The sequence below is a fragment of the Amycolatopsis sp. lyj-108 genome (assembly GCF_046549005.1).
GTDB lineage: Bacteria > Actinomycetota > Actinomycetes > Mycobacteriales > Pseudonocardiaceae > Amycolatopsis.
Genome location: NZ_JAJPWQ010000009.1, coordinates 269,727 through 286,968, shown reverse-complemented (window position 1 = coordinate 286,968; position 17,242 = coordinate 269,727). Strand labels below are relative to the sequence as shown.

The following is a 17,242-nucleotide window of genomic DNA, read 5'->3' as shown; positions in this document are numbered from 1 at the left end:
GTGCCGACGATGACCGTCAACGGGCTGCGCACGAACGTGCAGCTCGTGCCCGGCGGGGGCACGGAGACCGTGGTGTTCCTGCACGGCATGGGCACCGACAGCCTCGCGAGCTTCTACCTCACGCTGGCCCCGCCGGTCGCCGCCGCCGGCGTGGACGTGATCAGCTACGACCTGCGCGGGCACGGCAAGACCGAACGCCCCGAGCGCGGGTACACGATCGCGGACTTCATCGCCGACCTCGACGACCTGCTGGACCAGCTCGATCTCGACCGGCCGGTCCACCTGGTCGGCAACAGTTTCGGCGGCACCCTCGCCTACAGCTACGCCGTGGCGAAACCGGACCGCGTGCGCAGCATCGTGTGCATCGAATCGGAGCCCGCCACCGAGCTGTGGGCCGACAAGATGGCGCAGATCCTCGAGCACACCGTGCGGTTCTTGAAGGTCGAGGAGAGCTTCGACTGGATCGAGGCCAACTACAGCGCCCATCACCGGCGGCTCGCGCGAATGGCGGCCGAGCGGATCATGGCGACGTCGATGGCCGAGGAGGTCCCCCTCGGCCCGTTGCTGACCATGGACCAGGTGGCCGGGATCGACTGCCCCGTACTGTCCATTCTGGGCAGTCACGGCTATCAGGCCGACGATCTCACCGCGCTGACGTCCTTGTTGCCCCGCGGGGAGTTGCACGTGTTCGAAGGCCAAGGGCATTCGGTGCTCGTCGAGCAGCACCGGGAAGTCCGGGAGCTGCTGCTGAACTGGATCTCCCGGCACGGGAGGCCACGCGGATGAGCCGGTTCCTGCTGGTCGTCCCGCCGCTGACCGGGCATGTGGCACCGTTGCGCGCGGTGGCCGCCGAACTGGTGGGGCGCGGCCACGACGTCGCCTGGTGCGGCCCGGAACCCACGACGTCCGAGCTGACCCGTGCGGGCCGGGTGTACGCGGCGGGCGACGCGCTGGAGTTCGCCGTGGAGCGCCGTCCAGAAGGCCTGCGCGGGTTCGCGGCGCTGAAGTTCCTGTGGGAGCAGTACCTCGTTCCGCTCGCGGACGCGATGGTGCCCGGCGTCGAGAAGGCTGTCGACGCCTTTCGTCCCGACGTCGTGATCGCCGATCAGCAGGCCTTCGCGGGCGCCCTCGTCGCGAGCCGCCGCGCTCTGCCGTGGGTGACGTCGGCGTCGACGTCGACCGAACTGGGCGATCCGCTGGGCGCAATGCCGAAGATCGCGGCTTGGGTCGACGGCCTGCAGGACGGTCTTCGCGAGCGGCACAAGGTGTCCTGCGGCGACCTGCGCTTCTCCCCGGATCTCGTCCTGGCTTTCACGACCGTGTCCCTGACGGGGCCGATCGCCGACGCGGGCGCGGTCCGGTTCGTCGGCCCCGCGCTGGCTCCCGCGCCCCCGCTGGGGTTCTCGTGGGACCTGCTCGACGGCCGTCCGCTCGTCCTCGCGACCCTCGGCACCGCCAACGCCGCCCTCGGCCGCCGCTTCCTGTCCGAATGCGTCGACGCCCTCGCCGGGATGCCGGACGTCCAAGGTCTGGTCGTCGATCCCACCGGCGAACTGATCAGCGACGAAGTGCTTTTGGCCAAACGGATTCCGCAGCCGGAGCTGGTGCGGAAGGCGGCGGCGGTGATCTGCCACGGCGGGCACAACACCGTCAGCGAGACCCTCGCTTCCGGGCTGCCGCTGGTGATCGCGCCGATCCGGGACGACCAGTCGATGCTCGCTCAGCAGGTCGAGGCCGCCGGTGCCGGGCTGCGGCTGCGCTTCGACCGCGTGAAGGCACCCGACATCCGCCGCACGGTCACCGAAGTGCTGACCGACCCCGCCTACGCCGCGGCGGCCGCGCGAGTCCGGGCCTCGTTCGCGGCGGCCGGGGGAGTCGTGGTGGCGGCGGACCACCTGGAGTCCCTGCCGCACTGAGGGCCGCTAGGCGGATCACGCGTGTCTGGAGGCGTATCTCGCGTGTTTCGGGCCGTATCTCACGCAATGCGCGAGTTCCGCCTTCAATCACGTGAGTTCCGTCTCCAATCACGTGAGTTCCGGCTTCAATCACGCGAGTGCCGGATTTCAGGCCATCGGGGTGACGTCCCGCGGTGTCCGGAAGGTCCTCGCCGCGATCCATCCGCCCGCCAGCGCCGCCACGGCGGCGATCGCGAGCGAGACGGGGATCGACCAGCCCGAAGGCCGGCCCAGCGCGAGCGCTCTCGTCGCGTCGATCGCGTAGGTCAGCGGGTTGAGCGCCGAGGCCACCCGCAGCCAGGCCGGCATCGTCTCGAGCGGCATGTACGCGCTGGAGGAGAACATCAGCGGGAACATGACCACGAAGGACGCCATCTGCAGGGTTTCGGCCTTGCGCAGCCAGGTCGTGATGGCGACGAAGATCCAGCTGAGGCACCAGCCGACGACGAGTGTGAGCAGAAGTGCCGCGGTGACACCGAAAACGCCGCCGGTCGGCCGGAAACCCAGCAGTACCACGCTGGCGAGCGCGGTCACCAGCAGTTGCACGCCGAGTCTGGCGGAGTCGGAGATGGTGCGCGCCACCAGGACGGCGGAAAGGCTGATGGGCATGCACCGGAGACGGCCGGTGAAGCCACTGTAGATCTCCGCGAGCAGTCCGGCGCCGGAACTCATCGCCGTGGTCATCGCGATGTTCACCAGCGTCGCCGGGACGAGGAAGTTCACGTAGCCCTGATAGGCCGCGACCCCGGGCAGCGTGCTGACCCCGTTGAAGACCTGGCTGAACAGCAGGAGCAGCACGATCGGTTGCAGCAGACCGAAGAACACCAGCCGACGGTCGCCGAAAGCGGTCTTCAGTGACCGGGCGGCGAGCACCCGGACCTGGGTGGCGAAGGTGCTCGGCGGCCAGGCCGCCGGATCGGTCAGCACCGACGGCGACGGCGCGCGGTGGCGTGCCTCGGTCATGTCGCGACCGCCGGATTCCGGTGCAGGGAAAGGTAGACGTCGTCGAGCGTCGGCTCGGCGACGGTGAGGTCCTTCATCGGCGCGCCCGCCGCGTCGAGCGCGCGGACCAGCACGGTGATGTCGGCGGGCCCGGATAGCGCGACGCCGACCACCAGCCCGGAGGCCGACGTGGTGCAGCCCATGCCGAGCCGGTGCAGCGCGGCCAGCGCGCGGCGGGCGGCGAGGTCGGTGCCGAAGGTCAGGGTCGCGGTCCGTTCCCCGAGCCGCGCCTTCAGTTCCGACGGCCGCCCGGAAACCGTGACATGCCCCAGCCCCAGCACGATGACGTGATCCGCCAGCCTGTCCGCCTCCTCGAGGTACTGCGTGGTGAGCACGACGGTGGTGCCGCGCGCGGCGAGCCGTTCGACACCGTCCCAGAGCCCGGCCCGGCTGAGCGGATCGAGGCCGGTCGTCGGTTCGTCGAGGAAGAGGACTTCGGGGGAGCCGACGAGTCCGGCGGCGAGATCGAGCCGCCGCCGCATCCCGCCGGAGTACGTCCGCGCCGGACGGTCCGCGGCGTCGTCGAGGCCGAACATGGCGAGCAGTTCGGCCGCGCGGGCCCTGGCCTGGCGCCGGTTCGCGCCCAGCAGCCTGGCGACGAGTTCGAGGTTGCCGCGGCCGGAGAGCGCGTCGTCGACCGCCGCGAACTGGCCGGTGACCCCGATCCGCCGCCGAACGTGATGCCCGGCGCGCACGACGTCGAAACCGCAGACCTTGGCGCTGCCGCCGCTCGGCTTGACCCGGGTGCTCAGGATGTCGATCAGCGTCGTCTTGCCCGCGCCGTTGTGGCCGAGCACCGCGAGCACGGTGCCGCGGCCGACACGAAGGCTGATGCCGGCGAGGGCCGTCACGTCACCGTAGTGCTTGGCGAGGCCGGTCACCTCGATGGCAGCCTGCTCCATTCGCCGAACGTAGCGGCTGTTCCGGCACTGCCGCAATGAACGCGAGCGGACTCCGGGCGCGCGTGACAGTTCCTCGTTCCCGCCTGCTGACGGAGGTGACAAAAACGATTTGGCGAGGATGCCGATGCCAGTGAATTCACCGGCCGACCGCATGCGTATGACAAAGAAAAAGCGACGGATTCGGTGTCCTTGCCGGTGCGGGTGGGCGCGGGTAATTTGTCGATTCCGTGTCCGCGCCGTTTCGGCGGATCACGCAATTCTCCGATTCTCGGGAGTGGCCGTTGTGAAGTTCTCGCTGAAGTCGAAAAGATCCGTGCAAGCCTTGGCCGCCGGCACGGTGGCCGCCGTCGCGGCCACCCTGGCTGTCGTCGGTTCCGGCTTGAGTGAGGCGGCGCCCGCGTCGCTGACGCTGAAGTACACCTGCCCGTTCCCGTTGATCGGCGACCAGACCCTGGTCGTGAAGGTCGACACCGTCCTGCCGGACGACGCCGTGGCCGGGAAGACCTCCACCCCGATCACGTTCGACGTCGATGTCACCGTCCCGGCGGACGCGACAGCGGGACTCGCGCTCGTGGGCGCCACCACCGTCGAAGGCAGCGCGAAGGCCGCCGCGGTGCTGAAGTATCCGGTCGACAAGACGCTGAACCTCGGCCTGCCACTGGTCATCCCGGTCACCCCGGTGGCGGAATCGGGCGAATTCCACGTCAAGACGAGCGGCAAGGCACCCGCGGTCACGTTCCCCAGCCCGGGTACGGCTTTCGTGACGGTCGGGAACTTCAGCACCACCATGACGCCGAAGAACGCGCAGGGACAGCCGACCGATCTCGGCACCTTCACCTCGGACTGTGTCGTCCAGCCGGGACAGAACCAGCAGCTGGGGACGTTCGAGATCAAGCCCGCGGGCGGTGGCACGACGACGCCGACCACCCCGACGACGCCCACCACGCAGCCGACGCCGACGACTCCCACGACGGAGCCGACCCCGACCACGACTCAGCCGACGCCGACGACCCAGCCGACCCCCACGACCCAGCCGACGCCGACCACGCAACCGACCCCCACGACACAGCCGACTCCCACCACGGAACCCACTCCGACCACGGAGCCGACGCCGACGACCCAGCCGACGCCGACGACGGAACCCACTCCGACCACGACCCAGCCGACGAGCCCGACCACCCAACCGACACCCACCACGGAGCCGACACCCACCACACAGCCGACTCCCACGACCGAGCCCACCCCGACGTCGAGCACCCAGCCGACGCCCACCACGACGCCGACGCCGACGACCCGGCCGACGAGCCCGACCACGGTGCCGACCCCGACCACTCCGACGACGCAGCCGCCGGGCGACACCCAGATCACCTACGGCGTCAAGGGCAAGACCACGATCGCCGGCCTGAACGCGAGACTCCCGCTCGGCCCCGGTGAGTTCAGCGCGAAACTGAACGCGCAGTCGGGGAAGTTCACCGGGCGGTTGTCGCTGCCGCCGTCGAACGTGCAGTTCCGTTTCCTCGGCTTCTTCCCGGCCTCGGCGACGGTGAAGATCAACCAGGTCGGCGACGTGACGGGCACCGTAAACGCGGGCGCGGTGAAGGCCGACGCGAAGGTCGACGTCAAGCTGCTCACGGTGCGGCTGTTCGGGTTCCCGATCATGGCGAGTTCGACCTGCAAGACCGCCCGGCCCGCCGACATCCCGCTGGTTTCGTCGCACGGCTTCAACCCGTTGAAGGGCGGCAAGCTGACCGCTGAATACAAGCTGCCGCAGTTCCGCGGTTGTGGCCTGCTGACGCCGATGATCAGTGCGATGGCCTCCGGCGACGGGAACAGCCTGGAGATCACTCTCAAGAAGTAGGTTCGGTCTCGTGAGTGGTAATGATGGTCAGAACCGTCATTACCACTCACGAGCCTCAACGCGAAACAGTTACGCCCATTACAACATTTCCGCGGTTTCGCCCGTCCATTCCCGCATTACTTGTGTCGCTGATCTTCCGCCAGTAGCGTGCTGCACGAGTTGGCCGTTCGGCCGGAGAAAGTCGAAGTGAGGAAGCCCGAATGTCAGTGATGACCGGGCGCGTTCCGCGCGCCTTCCTGCTCCCGGTGGTGCTGGGGCTGGGGGCGCTTTCCTTGGCTTCCGCCTCCGCGGAGCCCGTGCGGATCCAGCAGGCCGAACCCGAAAAGCCGCCCGCCGCCGCGCAGGCCGGATTGAAGTTCGGCTTCTACGTCGGCGACGATAAGCAGCCCACCACGAGCCGCGTCGCGAAACTCGGCTCGGACATCACGTTCCCGCAGGGCCGGTTCGACGGCTCGATCCTCGGTTTCAGCGACACATCGCCGATCACCGGCAAGCTCGCCATCCCGTCGACGTCGAGCTACTTCATCTCCTTCCGGTTCATGCCCGCCACCGGCACCGTCGAACTCATCCCGGACGGCGACGCGACCGGCGTCGTCGACGTGGACACCGGCGCCACGGGCGACTGCAAGGAGGTCGGCACCAACATCTGCGCGCACACCGACGTCACCAACAAGGTGTTCATCAAGCTCTCGAACGTCAAAGTGGACGGCAAGGCCCTCGACGTCGGCCCGAACTGCCGGACCGCGCAGTCGGTGTCGGTGAACATCAAAGCCCTGGTGCCGCTCGCGTTCCCCGCCTCGCCGGCGAAGGTCACCAGCACCTTCACGACGCCCGGGTTCAGCGGTTGCGGCGTGCGCGAAGACCTGAGCCCGTTGCTCACCGGCCTGGTCTCCGGCCCCGGCAACACCCTGGTCACCAACCTCGTGCTGCGGTGCGTCGGCTCGGGCCCGCCCCCCAACGGATGCGGAGCCTGACGATGTCCAATCCTGTCGCCCTGCTCGCCCGCGCGCCGGAGAAGGCCGCCGCGGGGCTGCGCGAATTCGGCCGCATGTGCGCCATGGGGATCGACGTCGTCCTCGCGATGTTCCGCCGCCCGGTGCAGGTTCGCGAGTTCATCCAGCAGTTCTGGTTCATCGCGAGTGTGTCGATCACGCCGGCGATCCTCGTGTCGATCCCGTTCGGTGCGGTGATCTCGCTGCAACTCGGTTCGCTCACGAGCCAGATCGGCGCGCAGCAGTTCAACGGCGCCGCGAGTGTCCTCGCCGTGGTGCAGCAGGCCAGCCCGATCGTGACCACGCTGATCATCGCGGGTGCGGGTGGTTCGGCGATCTGCGCGGATCTGGGCGCCCGCTCCATCCGCGAGGAGATCGACGCGATGGAGGTGCTCGGCGTTTCGCCGATCCACCGGCTGATCGTGCCCCGTGTCCAGGCGGCCATCGGCGTTTCGGTGCTGCTGAACGGTTTGGTCAGTGTCGTCGGCGTGCTCGGCGGCTACTTCTTCAACGTCATCGTGCAGGGCGGCACCCCGGGCGCGTACCTCGCGAGTTTCAACGCGCTCGCCCAGCTGCCCGACCTCGTGGTCAGCTCGATCAAGGCGTTCATCTTCGGTTTCCTCGCCGGCGTCGTCGCGGCCTACCGGGGGCTGAACCCCAGGGGTGGCCCCAAAGGCGTCGGTGACGTCGTCAACCAGTCGGTGGTGATCACGTTCCTGCTCCTGTTCTTCGTCAACACCATCCTGACCGCGCTGTACCTGCAGCTCGTCCCGGCGAAGGGAACCTGATCCCGTGACCAGCGTCCCCGAACGGGCCAAGGAAGCGTTGAAACGCCCCGGCAACAGTCTTTTCGAGCTGGGCGACCAGTTGCTGTTCTACGTCCGCGCGCTCGCGGCGATCCCGATGGCCGTCACCCGTTATTTCCGCGAAGTGGTGCGCCTGCTCGCCGAGGTGACCTTCGGCAGCGGGGCGCTGGCGGTGATCGGCGGCACCGTCGGCGTGATGGTCGGCCTGTGCGTGTTCACCGGGATCACGGTGGGGCTGCAGGGTTTCAGCGCGTTGAACCAGATCAACATCTCGGCGATGACCGGCTTCCTCACCGCGTACTTCAACACGCGCGAGATCGCGCCGCTCTCGGCGGGGCTCGCGTTGTCCGCGACGGTCGGCGCCGGGTTCACCGCGCAGCTGGGCGCCATGCGGATCTCCGAGGAGATCGACGCGCTCGAAGTGATGGCCGTGCGCAGCATGCCGTACCTGGTCACCACCCGGATCGTGGCCGGGTTCATCGCGATCATCCCGCTCTACGTGATCGGCCTGCTGATCTCGTACCTCGGTTCGCGGGTGACCACGGTCGTCTTCTTCGGACAGTCCGGCGGAACCTACGACCACTACTTCTCGCTGTTCCTACCGCCTGAAGACGTCCTGTGGTCGTTCGTCAAGGTCCTCGTGTTCAGCGTCGGCGTCATTCTCACGCACTGCTTCTACGGCTATCGCGCCGCGGGCGGCCCGGCGGGCGTCGGGGTCGCGGTCGGCCGCGCGGTGCGGACGTCGATCGTGCTGATCAGCGTGCTCGACCTGTTCCTCAGCCTGGCGATCTGGGGCGCCACCACGACGGTGAAGGTCTCCGGATGAGCGCGCGGGCACGGACACAGGCGGCAGGGGTGATCTTCCTCGTCATCCTGGTGCTGCTCGGCTGGCTCTCCGTGGCCATCTTCAACAAGGACTTCGACCGCGCGGAACTGGTCACGCTCAAGACCGACCGGGTCGGCAACCAGCTGGCCCCGCCGGCCGAGGTCAAGGTCCGAGGGGTCCCGTTCGGCGAGGTCAGGGCCGTCCGGGGCAGTGCGGACGGCGCGGAGATCGACCTCGCGATCGACCCGGCGAAGATCGATCAGCTGCCACGCAACATCTCGGCCCGGTTGCTGCCGAAGACGGTCTTCGGTGAGCGGTACGTCAATCTCGTGCTCCCGGACCGGCCGGAAGGGGGCTCGCTGCAGGACGGCGACGTCATCGGCCAGGACCGGTCTTCCAACGCGATCGAACTGGAACGCGTCCTCGGCGATCTGCTGCCGCTGCTGCGGGCGGTGCAGCCGCAGAAGCTGAACAGTTCACTCGGCGCGATCTCGCTCGCCCTCGACAATCGCGGGAAATCCTTGGGGGACAGCATCGTCCAGCTCAACGACCTGCTCGGCCAGGTGAACCCGCTGATGCCGCAGTTCAAGGCCGACATCAGCGGGCTCGCCGACGTGGCGGACCTGTACACCGGGGCGGCGCCGGACATCCTCAAGGCCCTTTCGGATCTCTCGACGACGGCGAAGACCATTGTGGACACTCGTGCGGATCTCGACAAGCTGTACAGCAGCGTCACCACCGCCAGCGGTGACATGAACAAGTTCCTGGTGCAGAACAAGGACAACATCATCGGCGTCAGCGTGAAGAGCAGGCCGACCCTGGAGCTGCTTTCCCGTTACTCACCCGAGTTCCCCTGCCTGTTCGACGCGGTGAACCGGCTCAAACCGGTGATGGAGAAGGCCTTGGGCAAGGGGACCGGCGAGCCGGGGCTGCACGTGACGCTGTCCGTCCACGACCCGCGCGACAAGTACGTGCCCGGCCGGGACGATCCGCGGTTCGACCAGAAGGGCGGCCCGCGGTGCTACGGCGGCGGCGGGACTTCGGCGGCGGTGGCGTTCGCCGCCGATGGGGACCTCGGCCCGGCCAATTCGAAGGGGGAGCGGGGGCTGGTCGCCGAACTGCTGGCGCCGTCGCTCGGGATGAAGCCGGCCGAGGTTCCGGACTGGAGCAGCGTGCTCGTGGGCCCGGCCTTGCGCGGTACGGAGGTGACCGTCCGATGAGGGGTGTCGCGGGGCCTGCGATCAAGGGCCTGATCTTCTTCGTGATCACCGTGGTGGCGACCGGGATCCTGGCCATCACCATCGCCAACTCCGGGGTCGGCACGACGGTCGGTTACACCGCCAGGTTCACCGACGCCACGTCGGTCAACCCCGGCGACGAGGTCCGCATGTCCGGTGTCCGCATCGGCCAGGTGGATTCGGTCGGGGTGGTCGAACGGCGGCTGGCGGACGTACGGTTCTCGATCGAGAACAAACGACGGCTCACGTCGGGTGCCACGGTCACCATCAGGTACCGCAACCTCGTCGGCCAGCGGTACCTCTCGATCGATCCCGGCCCGGACGGGCCGGGGGCAATGGACGAGGGCGCGCTGATCCCGCCGGAGCGGACACATCCGGCACTGGATCTCACGGCGTTGTTCAACGGGTTCAAACCACTGTTCCAGGCGCTGTCGCCGAACGACGTCAACCAGCTGTCCTTCGAGATCGTCCAGGTGCTGCAGGGCGAGGGGAGCACCGTCGACAGCCTGCTCGAACACACCGCCTCGCTCACGAGCACCTTGGCGGGCAAGGACGAGCTGATCGGCCAGGTGGTCGGGAACCTCAACACGGTGCTCGACACGCTGAACTCCCAAGGCGATCAGTTCGACAAACTCGTCGACGTCACGGCGCAGCTGGTCTCCGGGCTGGCCGGTGACGCGAAACCCATCGGGCAGGCGATCGGCGGGCTCGGTGAGCTCACCACCGCCACCGCGGGCCTGCTCCAGGACGGCCGCGCGCCGTTGAAAGCCAGTATCGACACCCTCGGGGACCTGTCGAAGAACCTCGCCGACAACACCCCGGTGTTCGAGCAGTTCCTGACGAACCTCCCGAAGAAGCTGGACCGCATCGGCGCGATGGTCTCGTACGGCTCGTGGTTCAACTTCTACCTGTGCTCGGTCAAATCGGACGCGCCACCCGCCCCGGGCGGCCCGCCGGTCGGTATCCCGTCGACCCAGGGACGGTGCCGGTGAAAGCGCCGAGGATCAAACCCTTCCGCAGCCGCAACCCGATCGTCGTCGGCACCGTCACGGCGGTGCTGATGGCCGCGGCGGGCTCGGCCGTGTTCTTCTCCGACGACCTCCCGCTGGTCGGCGGCGGCACCACGTACGCGGCCGAGTTCACCGAAGCCGCCGGGCTCAAACGCAACGACGAGGTCCGCGTCGCCGGGGTGAAGGTCGGCGAGGTGTCCGACGTCCTGCTGGACGGCGGTCGCGTCAAGGTCCTGTTCCGGGTCAAGGACACCTGGATCGGCAACCGCACCACCGCGGCGATCAAGATCAAGACCTTGCTGGGGCAGAAGAACCTTGTCCTCGACCCGGTCGGCAACGGGGAACTCGATCCGGACGAGCCGATCCCGGTGCAGCGCACCAGCTCGCCCTACGACGTCACCACGGTGTTCAACGACCTCGCGAACACGGTCGGTGCGATCGACACCGACCAGCTGGCGAAGGCGTTCGGGACGATGTCGGAAACGCTCGGCGCCTCCACCCCGCAGGAGGTCCGGACGGCCTTCGACGGCATCACCGCGCTGTCCAAGACGCTCGCGTCGCGCGACGAGGAGCTGGTGAAGCTGTTCCAGAACACGAACAAGGTGTCCCAGACCCTCGGCGAGCGGTCACAGCAGATCGAGGCGCTGATCCGCGACGGCAACACGCTGCTCACGGAGCTGAACGCGCGCAAGGACGCCATCGCGAAACTGTTCAGCGGCGTGAAGAACCTGTCGGTGCAGCTCAAGGGACTGGTGGCGGACAACCAGAAGACGCTCGGCCCCGCGCTGGACCAGCTCGATCGTGTGGCCACCGTGCTGCTCCGCAACCAGGACAAGCTCACCGAGAGCCTGCGGCTGGCAGGCCCCTTCTACCGGTTGCTCGGCAACGCGGTCGGCAACGGCCGCTGGATCGACACCTACATCTGCGGGCTCGTCCCGACCGGTGGCACACCGGGCAGCTGCATGCCGTCAAGGAAGGGGGGACGCTGATGGGGCGCCACTTCACGCTGGCCGATCTCGGCGGACAGGCCCGGCGACGGTCCTGGGTGCGGCGGCTCGCGTTCGCCGTCGTCGTCGGACTTCTCGTCACGGCCGCCTGGCCGCTGCTGACCCGGCAGGCCGACCGCGTCGTGACCGGATTCTTCACCGCGACCGTCGGGGTGTACCCGAACACCGAGGTGCGCGTGCTCGGGGTCCCGATCGGTTCGGTGACCAAGGTCGAGCCGCGGGGCACGAACGTCGAGGTGACCATGACGGTCCGGGCGGGAGTCAAACTGCCCGCCGACGTCGGCGCCGTCGTGATCACGCCGAGCCTGGTCGCCGACCGGTACGTGCAGCTCACGCCGGTGTACGTGGGCGGGCCGGAACTGGGCGGCGACGCCCGGATCCCGCCGGAGCGCACCGTGACCCCGGTCGAGGTCGACGAACTCCTGGGCAGCCTCAACCAGCTGATGACCGCGCTGGGGCCGAAGGGTGCCAACCGGGACGGCGCGGTCAGCGACGTCCTGACCAAGGCCGCGGCCTACCTCGACGGCAACGGCGGCAAACTCGGCGAGGCGATCAAGAACCTCGGCGAATTCGCCCGTACGGCGAGCGATTCGAAGGAAGACCTGTTCAACACCGTCGACAACATCAGCAAGTTCACCGCGATGCTCGCTTCGAACGACGGCCAGGTGAAGCAGGCGATCCAGCAGATCTCCTCGATCAGCAAGATCCTGGCCGATCAGCGGGACCAGTTCTCCGGCGCGATGACCGAACTCACCGAGGCGCTCGGCGTCGTGCAGGGCTTCATCAAGGACAACCGCGGGAAGGTGAAGTCCGATGTGGACAAACTCGCCGAGATCACCAAGGTGCTCAGCCAGCAGAAGGCTTCGCTGAGCGAGGCGCTCGACGCGGCGCCGAACGCGCTGGCGAACGTCCTCGGCGCGTACAACCAGGGCGCCGGAACACTGGACGGCCGAGGGAACCTCACCGAATTCTCGGGGGCGAAATGAAGACCCGGCTTGCTGCAGTCCTCGTCCTCGTGCTGGCCGCCACCGGCTGCAGTGGCGGTGTCGACGTCTACGACATCCCGCTGCCGGGCGGTGCCGCGCTGGGCGAGCGGCCGATCCACGTCACGGCCAGTTTCAGCAACGTGCTGGATCTGGTGCCGCAATCCGGGGTGAAGATCAACGACGTCCCGGTCGGTCAGGTGCGGACCGTCGAACTGGCGCCGGACGGCCGCAGCGCGGTGGTCGGGCTGCTGCTCAACGGGGACGTGAACCTGCCTGCCAACGCCGTCGCCCGGCTGCGGCAGGCGAGCATCCTCGGCGAGAAGTTCGTCGAGCTCGCGCCGCCGGACGACGGCACCCCGAGCGGGCGGTTGGCCGACGGCGCCGTGATCCCGCTGGCGCGTTCGTCGCTGACCCCGGAGATCGAGGAGGTCTTCGGCGCGCTTTCCCTGCTGCTCAATGGTGGAGGCGTCGCGCAGGTGCAGAACATCACCCGCGAACTCAACGACGCGCTCGGCGGCAAGGAAAGCGCGGCCCGCAGCCTTCTGTCCAATTTGGACAAGTTCGTGCGCGGGCTCGACGAACACAAGGCCGAGATCACCCGCGCCATCGAGAGTGTCAACAAACTCGCGGTGACACTGAACGCGAACACCGAGGAGATCAAGGCGACCCTGAACGGGCTCACCCCCGGGATCGAGGTGCTGAACCAGCAGCGTCAGGCGCTGGTCGGGATGCTGAAGTCGCTGGACGGCCTCACCTCGGTCGCGGTCGAGACGGTGAACCGCAGCAAGGACGACCTCGTCGCGGATCTGAAGGCACTCGAACCGCTGCTGCGGAAACTGGCCGACTCGGGGGACAAGCTGCCGAAGGCGATGGAGATGATCTTCACCTTCCCGTTCCCCGACGCCGCGCTCGAAGCCATCCGCGGTGACTACCTGAACACGTTCCTGACCTTCAAGAACAGCGGTGGCCGCTGATGCTGACCAGATTCGTCCGCGCCCAGCTGGTGGTCTTCGTGGTCATCGCGGTCCTCGGTGTCGCGTATGTCGGCGCGACATACGCGGGGCTGGACAAACTGGTGCTGGACCGCGGGTACACCGTGAAAGTTCGGCTCGCCACCGGCGGCGGGATCTTCGGCAACGCCGAGGTCACCTATCGGGGCGTGCCGATCGGCAGGGTCGGCGAACTGCGGCTGACCGCCTCCGGGATGGAGGTGGATCTCGAAATCGATCCGGGCGCCCCGGAAGTGCCGGCGGACACCGAAGCCGTCGTCGCCAACCGGTCCGCCGTCGGCGAGCAGTACGTCGACCTGCGGCCTCGGCGTGGCGACGGCGCGATGCTGCAGGACGGTTCGGTGATCAGCGAGGCGGATACGAAGATCCCGCTGCCGGTGGACGTCGTGCTGTCCAGTGTGGACTCTTTCGCCAACTCGGTGCCGAAACCGGCCCTGCGGACCGTGGTCGACGAGCTGTACAACGCGACGTCCGACGCGGGCCCGGCGCTGGACCAGCTCGTCGGGCGGGGGATCGAGTTCGTGCGGGAAGCGAGCGCGCACGTCGGGCCGCTGACCAGGTTCGTGACCGACGCGCAGACCGTGCTCGACACACAGATGTCGCAGGCGGACGCGATCCGCTCGTTCGGCGCCAACGCGAAACTGCTCGCCGCGACACTGAAGAGCTCCGATGGCGACCTGCGACGGCTGATCCCGGCCGTCCCGGCGGCCGCGAACGAGGTCAGCACGCTTCTGCGGGAGACCGGCCCGAGCCTCGGCATCCTGCTGGCGAACCTGCTGACCACCGCGGACGTACTGGAAACACGACAGGACGGCCTTGAGCAGCTGCTGGTCACCGCGCCGAAAGCGGTCGCCGCGGGGCACGCGATCATGGGGCCGGACGGCGCGCGCGTCGGCCTCTCGCTGACATTCTTCGATCCGCCGCCGTGCGTCACCGGCTACGGAACCGGCTACCGTGACGGACTCGACACGTCGCCGCGCCCGTTGAACACCGCGGCGCGCTGTGCCCTGCCCAAGGGCAACCCGACGAACGTGCGCGGTTCGCAGAACGTGCCGGGAAGGTGAAGGCCATGACTCGAATCGCCGCACTCCTCGCAGTGGTCGCCACGGCGTTGGCGGCCTGGTTCGGCCACTCCTGGTGGGACGCGAGCCGGGACGACGGCGTCGCGCGGGCCACGGTCCGCGAGGAGGCGTTGCAGGTAGGCAGGCAGGCGGTCACCGCACTGACCACTTTGGACTATCGGCAGGCGGAACAGGGCTACCAGAACTGGCTGAACCTGACCGGCGGCGCGTTGCACGAAGAGCTGGCGCGCGACCGCGAGGGCGGACTCGGCCGGATCAACCAGGCGAAGACCGTCACCACCGGCCGGGTCGTCGACGCCGCTGTGACCGAAGTGGACAGTGGCGGCGGGACCGCCGAGGTGATCGCCTCGGTCGAACTCGAAGTCCGGCCCGAAGGCGGGGAAGCCGTCACCAAGCACAACCGGTTCCGCGCCGGCCTGAACCGCACGCCGGACGGGTGGCGCGTCACGTCGCTCGGCCAAGTGCCGGTGACCGACACCGGAAAGCCCTGACGGAGGACGGGATGACCACGAAACGAGCCGTCAAACCGGCGCGGCGCACCGTGAAGGTGGCCGGGAAAATGGGCGGGAGCACCCGGGTTCTGGATGCTCCCGTCGAGTCCGTCGAGTCCGTCGAGTCCGTCGAGTCCGTCGAGTCCGCCGATCCGGGCGCCGAGCCTGCCGATGAGGTTGTCGAGCCGGTGCGACGTCGCCGTCTCCCGCTGGTGTTCGGCGCGGTCGCGCTGGTGATGGCGGGCCTCGCGGGGTGGTTCGCCATCGAGGCGCGGGACACCACGGCGGTACTGACGCACAACACCGCGCTGACCGATGTCGCCACCACCGCGGAGGTCAGCGACCAGATCGGCAAGGCGCTCGGCACGGTGTTCTCCTACCGCTACGACGACCCCGCCAAGAGCGAACAAGCCGCGAAAGAGGTCCTCACCGGGCCCGCGCTTGGCCAGTACGACCAACTGTTCGCGCAGGTCAGGGGACTGGCGGCGGAGCAGAAACTGGTCGTGACCTCGACTCCAGTGGTCTCGGGGGTCAAGGTCCTCGACGGGGACCGGGCGTCGCTGCTGGTGTTCCTGGACCAGACCGGCGTGCGCGGGGACGGGCAACGCAGTACGGGTGCGGCTCAGCTGAGCGTCACCGCTGAGCGCTCCGAGGGTCGGTGGCGGGTGACCGCCCTGGCCGCCGCCTAGCGCTTCCGCAAGTAGTCGCCTACTTGCTTGGTGCGGTCGTTCCGTGAAGGCCTCCTTTCCTACTCTCAAGGTAGGGAAGGAGGCCTTCGCTACTTCGGCCGCACGTCGGCATGCCTCAGGAGGGCGCGGCCCGCAGGGCCAGGATCATCTCGAACCGCCGCTCAGGGTCACGCAGCCCGTCGGCGAACAGCGTCTCGAGCTCCTGAGCACGGGACCGCACCGTCTGCGGGTGGACGGCGAGCCGTTCCGCCACTTCGCGGACGTTCCCGCAGGTCTCCAGCCACGCCAGCAGCGTCCCGGCCAGCCGCGAATGCTGCTTGCCGGTCAATCCGGTCAGCGGCCCGAGCCGTTCCCGGACCAGCTCCGCGGCCAGGAACGGTTCCTTCAGCAGCCACAGGCGCGAAAGATGGTCGACGCACCACGTCACGGGTTCGTCGAGGAGCGCGCCGGAGTCGACGAGCCGCAGGGCTTCTCGCGCGGCTCGCAAGGAGCGCGCCGCGAAAGCGGGTGGGACGGCGGGGCCGATCGCGGCGCGCCTGCCCGCCAGTGCTTCGGCGAATCGCTCCCGGTCGTCCGGTTCCGGCGCGGGGAGCAGCAGGCAGGGAGAGGTGGTCTCGAAGTCGGCCAGCGCGGTCGACGCGACCGCCGGGGTTTCGTCCGGCGACTGCTCGAGCGCGACGGCGACGAGCAGGTCGGGGAGTTGCCAGCGGGCGAGGTCGGCGGCGTGTTTGATGACGTCGGGCGGCGTCGGCGGTTCGGCGAGCAGGAGTTCCATCAGCCGGTGCCGGCGGCGTTCGAGTGCGCCGGCGGCCTTTTCCCGCGCCTCCGCGTGGCCCTCGACGGACAGCGCCGACAGCTCGTCGATGTAGGCGAAGATGGCTTCCGCGAGCAGGCACAGCGTCGCGGAAGGCACCCCCGCGCGGCGGCCGGCTTCGGCGACGCGGCGCCAGGTCACCCTGGCGCCGACGCGGTACGCCGCCTGGAGGACGTCGACGTTGCGGCCCTGCTGGAACTCCTGGACACCCAGGCTCAGGAACACGCTCCGGCGGTCTTCCGACGGCGCCTCCGGGTTCCCGATCCGCTCCACGAACTGCAGGAACGCCATCTGGACACCGGTCTTGAGCGCCTTCCCGAAAGCTCCGTCCAGTGGTCGCGCGTAGTCGGGGATGGTCCGCTGGATCTCACGGACCACCTCCCCGGCCACGTCGGCCAGCACCGGCCGGAACACGGTCGCCAGCTCTCTCGGCAGCAGCGCCCAGAGCTGGACGGGGCGCCCGCTCGACCCGCCCGGCCGAGCGGGCGTGAGGAGCGGGCCGTACGTCGCCTCGACCCCGCTGCGGGCATCCTGCGGTCGGGTCACCTCGTCACCTCGTTGTGAGTGGGAAACG

General features: G+C 68.7%; 17 protein-coding genes. 14 read left to right on the top strand and 3 right to left on the bottom strand.

The annotated features are described in order from the left end of the window. Complete coding sequence (locus tag ACLJO0_RS30190; protein ID WP_125787039.1) at positions 1-786, top strand: alpha/beta fold hydrolase; 786 nt, start codon at positions 1-3, stop codon at positions 784-786. Further along, positions 783-1,916 carry a glycosyltransferase gene (locus tag ACLJO0_RS30185; protein ID WP_410582097.1) on the top strand — a complete coding sequence of 378 codons (1,134 nt, stop codon included), beginning with the start codon at positions 783-785 and terminating at the stop codon, positions 1,914-1,916. Before ACLJO0_RS30190 ends, ACLJO0_RS30185 begins: the two co-directional genes overlap by 4 nt. A 147-nt stretch (positions 1,917-2,063) precedes the next feature. Here ACLJO0_RS30185 and ACLJO0_RS30180 read toward each other — a convergent pair whose 3' ends face one another. Then, the gene (locus tag ACLJO0_RS30180; protein WP_410582096.1) at positions 2,064-2,918 is read right to left on the bottom strand and encodes an ABC transporter permease; all 855 of its coding nucleotides are present in this window, start codon (positions 2,916-2,918) and stop codon (positions 2,064-2,066) included. Next, a complete protein-coding gene (locus ACLJO0_RS30175; protein WP_125796981.1) occupies positions 2,915-3,859 on the bottom strand; it encodes an ATP-binding cassette domain-containing protein in 945 nt (314 codons plus the stop codon). The genes ACLJO0_RS30180 and ACLJO0_RS30175 overlap by 4 nt, the downstream gene beginning before the upstream one ends. Before the next feature lie 283 nt (positions 3,860-4,142). On the opposite strand from ACLJO0_RS30175, the gene ACLJO0_RS30170 reads away from it, so the two are divergent. The 12 genes from ACLJO0_RS30170 to ACLJO0_RS30115 all read left to right on the top strand — a co-directional run bounded on the left by ACLJO0_RS30170 (position 4,143) and on the right by ACLJO0_RS30115 (position 15,854). Continuing rightward, positions 4,143-5,717, top strand: coding sequence for a DUF6801 domain-containing protein (locus ACLJO0_RS30170; protein WP_410582095.1), 1,575 nt, complete (start codon positions 4,143-4,145; stop codon positions 5,715-5,717). Between the two features lie 200 nt (positions 5,718-5,917). Continuing rightward, the gene (locus ACLJO0_RS30165; protein ID WP_410582093.1) at positions 5,918-6,691 is read left to right on the top strand and encodes a hypothetical protein; all 774 of its coding nucleotides are present in this window, start codon (positions 5,918-5,920) and stop codon (positions 6,689-6,691) included. A gap of 2 nt (positions 6,692-6,693) precedes the next feature. Beyond that, entirely contained in the window at positions 6,694-7,497 is an 804-nt protein-coding gene (locus ACLJO0_RS30160; protein WP_396558354.1) for an MlaE family ABC transporter permease, read from the top strand. Positions 7,498-7,501: 4 nt separating this feature from the next. Then, positions 7,502-8,341 (top strand): MlaE family ABC transporter permease, encoded by an 840-nt coding sequence (locus ACLJO0_RS30155; RefSeq protein WP_410582092.1) that lies wholly within the window; start codon positions 7,502-7,504, stop codon positions 8,339-8,341. Then, complete coding sequence (locus tag ACLJO0_RS30150; protein WP_410582090.1) at positions 8,338-9,561, top strand: MCE family protein; 1,224 nt, start codon at positions 8,338-8,340, stop codon at positions 9,559-9,561. Before ACLJO0_RS30155 ends, ACLJO0_RS30150 begins: the two co-directional genes overlap by 4 nt. Further along, positions 9,558-10,571, top strand: a complete 1,014-nt coding sequence (locus tag ACLJO0_RS30145) for an MCE family protein (RefSeq protein ID WP_410582089.1) — start codon at positions 9,558-9,560, stop codon at positions 10,569-10,571. The genes ACLJO0_RS30150 and ACLJO0_RS30145 overlap by 4 nt, the downstream gene beginning before the upstream one ends. Continuing rightward, complete coding sequence (locus tag ACLJO0_RS30140; RefSeq protein ID WP_233611844.1) at positions 10,568-11,578, top strand: MCE family protein; 1,011 nt, start codon at positions 10,568-10,570, stop codon at positions 11,576-11,578. The genes ACLJO0_RS30145 and ACLJO0_RS30140 overlap by 4 nt, the downstream gene beginning before the upstream one ends. Continuing rightward, positions 11,578-12,582, top strand: a complete 1,005-nt coding sequence (locus tag ACLJO0_RS30135; RefSeq protein WP_410582087.1) for an MCE family protein — start codon at positions 11,578-11,580, stop codon at positions 12,580-12,582. The genes ACLJO0_RS30140 and ACLJO0_RS30135 overlap by 1 nt, the downstream gene beginning before the upstream one ends. Next, positions 12,579-13,556 carry an MCE family protein gene (locus ACLJO0_RS30130; RefSeq protein WP_410582086.1) on the top strand — a complete coding sequence of 326 codons (978 nt, stop codon included), beginning with the start codon at positions 12,579-12,581 and terminating at the stop codon, positions 13,554-13,556. Before ACLJO0_RS30135 ends, ACLJO0_RS30130 begins: the two co-directional genes overlap by 4 nt. After that, on the top strand, positions 13,556-14,656 hold the full coding sequence (locus tag ACLJO0_RS30125) for an MCE family protein (RefSeq protein WP_125787052.1): 1,101 nt from the start codon (positions 13,556-13,558) through the stop codon (positions 14,654-14,656). Before ACLJO0_RS30130 ends, ACLJO0_RS30125 begins: the two co-directional genes overlap by 1 nt. Positions 14,657-14,661: 5 nt before the next feature. Further along, positions 14,662-15,165 carry a hypothetical protein gene (locus ACLJO0_RS30120; protein WP_410582084.1) on the top strand — a complete coding sequence of 168 codons (504 nt, stop codon included), beginning with the start codon at positions 14,662-14,664 and terminating at the stop codon, positions 15,163-15,165. Between the two features lie 11 nt (positions 15,166-15,176). After that, complete coding sequence (locus ACLJO0_RS30115; RefSeq protein ID WP_410582083.1) at positions 15,177-15,854, top strand: hypothetical protein; 678 nt, start codon at positions 15,177-15,179, stop codon at positions 15,852-15,854. Between the two features lie 115 nt (positions 15,855-15,969). On the opposite strand, the gene ACLJO0_RS30110 is transcribed toward ACLJO0_RS30115, so the two are convergent. Continuing rightward, positions 15,970-17,214, bottom strand: a complete 1,245-nt coding sequence (locus ACLJO0_RS30110; RefSeq protein WP_410582082.1) for a helix-turn-helix domain-containing protein — start codon at positions 17,212-17,214, stop codon at positions 15,970-15,972. Between the last annotated feature and the right edge of the window lie 28 nt (positions 17,215-17,242).